The following is a 5,306-nucleotide window of genomic DNA, read 5'->3' as shown; positions in this document are numbered from 1 at the left end:
TAGAACTGCGGACGATAGTTGGTGAAGAACGGCGTATGACGGCCGCCTTCTTCCTTCGTCAGGATGTAGGCTTCTGCCATGAACTTCTTGTGCGGCTTGACCGAACCCGGCTTGCAGAGAACCTGGCCACGCTCGACGTCGTCGCGCTGGATACCACGGACGAGCGCACCGATGTTGTCGCCGGCCTGGCCCTGGTCGAGCAGCTTGCGGAACATTTCAACGCCGGTAACGGTGGTCTTCTTGGTGTCGCGGATGCCGACGAATTCGACTTCTTCGCCAACCTTGACGATACCACGCTCAACGCGGCCCGTGACAACCGTACCACGACCCGAGATCGAGAACACGTCTTCGATCGGCATCAGGAAGGGCTGGTCAACCGGACGCTCAGGCGTCGGGATGTAGGCGTCAACGGCAGCCATCAGCTCGCGAACGGCGTCTTCGCCGATCTTCTTGTCGCTGTCGTTCAGGGCAGCCAGAGCCGAACCCTTGACGAACGGGATGTCGTCGCCGGGGAAGTCGTAGGACGACAGGAGTTCGCGAACTTCGAGTTCGACGAGTTCCAGAAGTTCTGCGTCGTCAACCTGGTCAACCTTGTTCAGGAACACGACGATCGCGGGAACGCCAACCTGACGGGCGAGCAGGATGTGCTCGCGGGTCTGCGGCATCGGGCCGTCGGCAGCCGAGCAAACCAGGATCGCGCCGTCCATCTGCGCTGCACCGGTGATCATGTTCTTGACGTAGTCGGCGTGGCCGGGGCAGTCGACGTGCGCGTAGTGGCGGTTTGCCGTCTCATACTCGACGTGGGCCGTCGAGATGGTGATGCCGCGTGCCTTTTCTTCCGGAGCAGCGTCGATCTGGTCATAGGCCTTGAACTCACCGAAATACTTGGTGATCGCTGCCGTCAGAGACGTCTTGCCGTGGTCGACGTGGCCGATCGTCCCAATGTTGACGTGCGGCTTTGTGCGCTCAAACTTACTCTTTGCCATTTTCGGCTCTCCATTTTCTGGTCCCCGTCCGGGGAAATTCAATCTTCAACAGGATGGGCGGGGTATCCCGGTCACTTCTGACCGGAATACTTTGCCTGGATTTCAGCAGCAACATTCGACGGGACCGGTGCGTAGTGATCGAAGGTCATCGAGTACTGTGCACGGCCCTGCGACATCGAGCGCAGGTTGTCGACGTACTTGAACATGTTGGCGAGCGGGACGTGAGCGTTGATCACGATCGCAATGCCGCGCTGTTCCTGGCCCTGGATCTGGCCACGACGCGAGTTCAGGTCGCCGATAACGTCGCCGACATAGTCTTCCGGCGTTACGACTTCGACCTTCATCATCGGCTCGAGCAGCTGTGCGCCAGCCTTCTTGGCTGCTTCACGGAAGCAGGCACGCGAGGCGATTTCGAAGGCGAGAACCGACGAGTCGACATCGTGGAAGGCACCGTCAACGAGGGTCGCCTTGACGCCCAGCATCGGGAAGCCAGCGAGCGGACCAGACGACAGAACGCTTTCGATACCCTTCTGAACGCCCGGGATGTATTCCTTGGGAACAGCACCGCCGACGATCTTGGATTCGAACTTGAAGTCGTCGCCTTCCGGGTTCGGTTCGAAGATGAGCTTGACGCGCGCGAACTGACCGGTACCACCGGACTGCTTCTTGTGCGTGTAGTCTTCTTCGTGCTGACGCGTGATGGTTTCGCGGTAAGCAACCTGCGGAGCACCGACGGTGGCTTCAACCTTGAACTCGCGGCGCATGCGGTCGACGAGAATGTCGAGGTGAAGTTCGCCCATGCCAGCGATGATGGTCTGGCCGGATTCCTGGTCGGTCTTGACGCGGAAGGACGGGTCTTCGGCAGCGAGGCGATTGAGCGCGAGGCCCATCTTTTCCTGGTCGCCCTTGGACTTCGGCTCGATCGCGATCTGGATGACCGGCTCGGGGAATTCCATGCGCTCGAGGATGACCGGCTTCAGGGGATCGCAGAGCGTGTCACCCGTGGTGGTTTCCTTGAGGCCAGCGAGAGCAACGATGTCGCCTGCGAAGGCTTCTTCGATGTCTTCACGGCTGTTCGAGTGCATCTGCAGCATGCGGCCGACGCGCTCGCGCTTGTCCTTGACCGTGTTCAGAACCGACACGCCCTTTTCGAGCTTGCCCGAATAGATGCGTGCGAAGGTGAGCGAACCGACGAAGGGGTCGTTCATGATCTTGAACGCGAGCATGGCGAGCGGCTCGGCGTCGTCAGCGTGACGCTCGATTTCGGCTTCGGTCTTGAAGTCGATGCCCTTGATCGCCGGGATGTCGAGCGGCGACGGCAGGTAGTCGACGACGGCGTCGAGCAGCGGCTGAACGCCCTTGTTCTTGAAGGCGGTGCCGCAGAACATCGGGTGGAACTTGACGTCGATGGTGCCGCGGCGAACCAGGGCACGGATCTTTTCATTGTCCGGCATGATGCCGTTCAGGTAGTCTTCCATCGCCTGTTCGTCGATCTCGACAACGGTCTCGATCAGCTTTTCGCGATATTCTTCGGCCTTGTCCTTCAGGTCGTCCGGGATCTCGACAACGTCCCAGGCAGCGCCCAGCGACTCATCGCGCCATACGAGCGCGTTCATCTCGATCAGGTCGACAACGCCCTTGAATTCGGTTTCTGCACCGATCGGGAGCTGCATGACAACAGCGGTGGCGCCGAGACGGGTCTTGATCATTTCTACCGAGCGGTAGAAGTCAGCACCGGTCTTGTCCATCTTGTTGCAGAAGATCATCCGCGGGACGTGGTACTTTTCAGCCTGACGCCATACGGTTTCGGTCTGCGGCTCTACGCCGGCATTGGCGTCGAGGAGAGCAACGGCACCGTCGAGAACGCGCAGCGAACGCTCGACTTCGATGGTGAAGTCGACGTGGCCGGGGGTGTCGATGATGTTGAAGCGGCGCATCTTGCCGTCGCGACCCTTCCAGAAGGTCGTGGTCGCAGCAGAGGTGATTGTGATGCCGCGTTCCTGCTCCTGCTCCATCCAGTCCATGGTTGCAGCGCCGTCATGGACTTCGCCGATCTTATGAGACTTACCGGTGTAGTAGAGGATGCGTTCGGTGGTCGTGGTCTTGCCGGCGTCGATGTGCGCCATGATACCGAAGTTGCGGTAGTCTTCGATTTTATATTCGCGAGCCATAACGGACTGCCTTTCAATATTCGATCGGTGGATTACCAGCGGTAATGCGAGAAGGCGCGGTTTGCATCGGCCATCTTGTGGGTGTCTTCGCGCTTCTTGACGGCGCTACCGCGGTTGTTGGCGGCATCGAGCAGCTCGCCGGACAGACGGTCAACCATAGTGGTTTCGTTGCGCTTGCGCGCAGCAGTGATCAGCCAACGGATGGCGAGGGCCTGGCGGCGCTCCGGACGAACATCGACCGGGACCTGGTAGGTTGCACCACCAACGCGGCGCGAACGGACTTCAACATGCGGCGCGACATTGTCGAGCGCCTGATGGAAGATCGCGATCGGCTCAGCCTTGGCCTTGGCCTGGACCACATCGAACGCACCGTAGACGATGCTTTCAGCGACGGACTTCTTGCCGTGAAGCATGATGGCGTTCATGAACTTGGTGACGACGAGATCGCCGAACTTCGGGTCCGGATTGATTTCGCGCTTTTCTGCACTATGGCGACGGGACATACTATTTGTCTCTCAACGGTTAGGGACGCTTTATCACGCGGAGAACCTCGCGCAGCGCCGGATATCGGGTAATGGCCGAATTACTTCGGACGCTTCGCACCGTACTTGGAGCGGCGCTGCTTGCGGTTCTTGACACCCTGGGTATCGAGAACGCCGCGGATGATGTGGTAACGCACGCCCGGCAAGTCCTTTACGCGGCCGCCACGGATCATGACGACAGAGTGTTCCTGCAGGTTGTGGCCTTCGCCCGGAATGTAGCCGATGACTTCGAAGCCATTCGTCAGGCGGATCTTGGCGACCTTACGCAGAGCCGAGTTCGGCTTCTTCGGGGTCGTCGTGTACACGCGGGTGCAAACGCCGCGCTTCTGCGGATTTTCCTGCAGAGCAGGAACCTTGTTGCGCTTTACCTGTGCCTGACGCGGCTTGCGGATCAGCTGGTTTACGGTAGGCATATACCCATCCCTTGCAAAATCTAGTCTCAAGCCCTCTCAGGCCCTTTGGTTTGCCGTTTCCGGCGGCGGCCGCACAGTTTTCTTCATGCGCAAAATGTGGCCCGACCCGTTTTTCGCGGATGGACCACAAAAGACAGAGGACGCATCCGGTCAGACGCGTCGTGCGTGCAGCATTCTTGTCGTCAACGTGCGTTTGGAGACTTGTTTGAGACGAACTTCAGGACATGGCGTCCCGAAAAACCCGGCCTCACATAGGCTCCGATGGCCGGGGTACTACTGTTTTCCCCTCTTTGCGTCAAGTCTCAAACGAGAATTAATGGATTCAGGCCCTGCTCAGACAGGGCGCCCGCCCATTTGACGCGGGAAAATGCGGGCCCGGCCATGTTTTGGCTTGGCTTGACGAGGGAAACTTCTAGATAAGAGAAGAAGAAGGGTCAACCGCCCTGCCCGTCTGGTCGAATCGGCCGGAACCAGAGAATCGTTTCCTCCAGCAAGAAGAGCGGACGCCATGATCACCAGCCCCGACAACGACAACACGCGCGACGAACCGATGGTCTTCATCGTGATCGCCAAGGCCTATGAGACCGAAGGCGGCGAGCCGATCGATCTGCATGTGCTGCTGACCGCACCGGACGACGACAGCGCCGTGCGGCTGACGCTCAATGCACTTTCCGAGGAAGGTTTCATCGAAGCCGATCTCGACCAGATCGGCATGATCAACGGGCAGCCCGACGAAGAGCCGCATGCTTCGGCCTATCAGGGCGCGCTGGAAGGCGAAGTGGCGATCATCCGCTTCGCGTGAGACGATACCGTTACAGTCTGAGAGCTCAGGCCGGTCTTGCGACCGGCCTTTTTCGTTGTTTGCCCCCTGGATCATCACGGCGGGCAAAGGCCTTCCCTGCCTCTGTCCGCCGGCGCAAACCCCTCCCCCTCCGCCAAACATGAAAAGACCGCCCGGATTGTTCCGGGCGGTCCTTGTTCATTCAAAACGGTTCGACGTCCGATTACTCGGCAGCCGGTGCGCTTTCGCCTGCCAGGTTCTGCAGCATCGGGGTTGCCAGGTCGGCGCCCGAGCCCTTCTTGCGTTCCTCGAGGATGAGGTCGTCGCGAGACGTGGCGATGCGGCGGATCTGCGTCATGGTACCGCCGGTACCAGCCGGGATGAGGCGGCCGACGATGACGTTTTCCTTGAGG

Annotated in this window: 6 protein-coding genes; 1 reads left to right on the top strand and 5 read right to left on the bottom strand. The window is 59.7% G+C overall.

Annotated elements, in window-relative coordinates; translation table 11 throughout:
• The 4 genes from tuf to rpsL all read right to left on the bottom strand — a co-directional run.
• Positions 1-986 (bottom strand): elongation factor Tu (tuf, locus tag FAA86_RS24000; RefSeq protein ID WP_136543794.1); only part of this gene is annotated, 986 nt, incomplete at its 3' end.
• 71 nt (positions 987-1,057) lie between these two features.
• Complete coding sequence (gene fusA, locus FAA86_RS23995) at positions 1,058-3,157, bottom strand: elongation factor G (RefSeq protein ID WP_110794106.1); 2,100 nt, start codon at positions 3,155-3,157, stop codon at positions 1,058-1,060.
• Between the two features lie 32 nt (positions 3,158-3,189).
• Positions 3,190-3,660 (bottom strand): 30S ribosomal protein S7, encoded by a 471-nt coding sequence (gene rpsG, locus FAA86_RS23990; protein WP_110794107.1) that lies wholly within the window; start codon positions 3,658-3,660, stop codon positions 3,190-3,192.
• An 80-nt stretch (positions 3,661-3,740) separates the two neighbouring features.
• Positions 3,741-4,112 carry a 30S ribosomal protein S12 gene (gene rpsL / locus FAA86_RS23985; protein ID WP_003507760.1) on the bottom strand — a complete coding sequence of 124 codons (372 nt, stop codon included), beginning with the start codon at positions 4,110-4,112 and terminating at the stop codon, positions 3,741-3,743.
• Between the two features lie 508 nt (positions 4,113-4,620).
• Here rpsL and FAA86_RS23980 point away from each other — a divergent pair.
• A complete protein-coding gene (locus tag FAA86_RS23980; RefSeq protein WP_110794108.1) occupies positions 4,621-4,914 on the top strand; it encodes a transcriptional regulator in 294 nt (97 codons plus the stop codon).
• 202 nt (positions 4,915-5,116) lie between these two features.
• On the opposite strand, the gene FAA86_RS24780 is transcribed toward FAA86_RS23980, so the two are convergent.
• Positions 5,117-5,306 (bottom strand): hypothetical protein (locus FAA86_RS24780; RefSeq protein ID WP_167495089.1); only part of this gene is annotated, 190 nt, incomplete at its 5' end.

It is taken from the genome of Rhizobium rosettiformans W3, assembly GCF_004912135.1.
Classification (GTDB): domain Bacteria; phylum Pseudomonadota; class Alphaproteobacteria; order Rhizobiales; family Rhizobiaceae; genus Allorhizobium; species Allorhizobium rosettiformans.
This window is presented reverse-complemented; position numbering and strand designations above follow the sequence as displayed.

What these genes read in the sequence shown, in the direction of transcription:
- fusA (WP_110794106.1), bottom strand. Translation starts at nt 3,157, where the DNA reads ATGGCTCGCGAATATAAAATCGAAGACTACCGCAACTTCGGTATCATG.
- rpsG (WP_110794107.1), bottom strand. Translation starts at nt 3,660, where the DNA reads ATGTCCCGTCGCCATAGTGCAGAAAAGCGCGAAATCAATCCGGACCCG.
- rpsL (WP_003507760.1), bottom strand. Translation starts at nt 4,112, where the DNA reads ATGCCTACCGTAAACCAGCTGATCCGCAAGCCGCGTCAGGCACAGGTA.
- FAA86_RS23980 (WP_110794108.1), top strand. Translation starts at nt 4,621, where the DNA reads ATGATCACCAGCCCCGACAACGACAACACGCGCGACGAACCGATGGTC.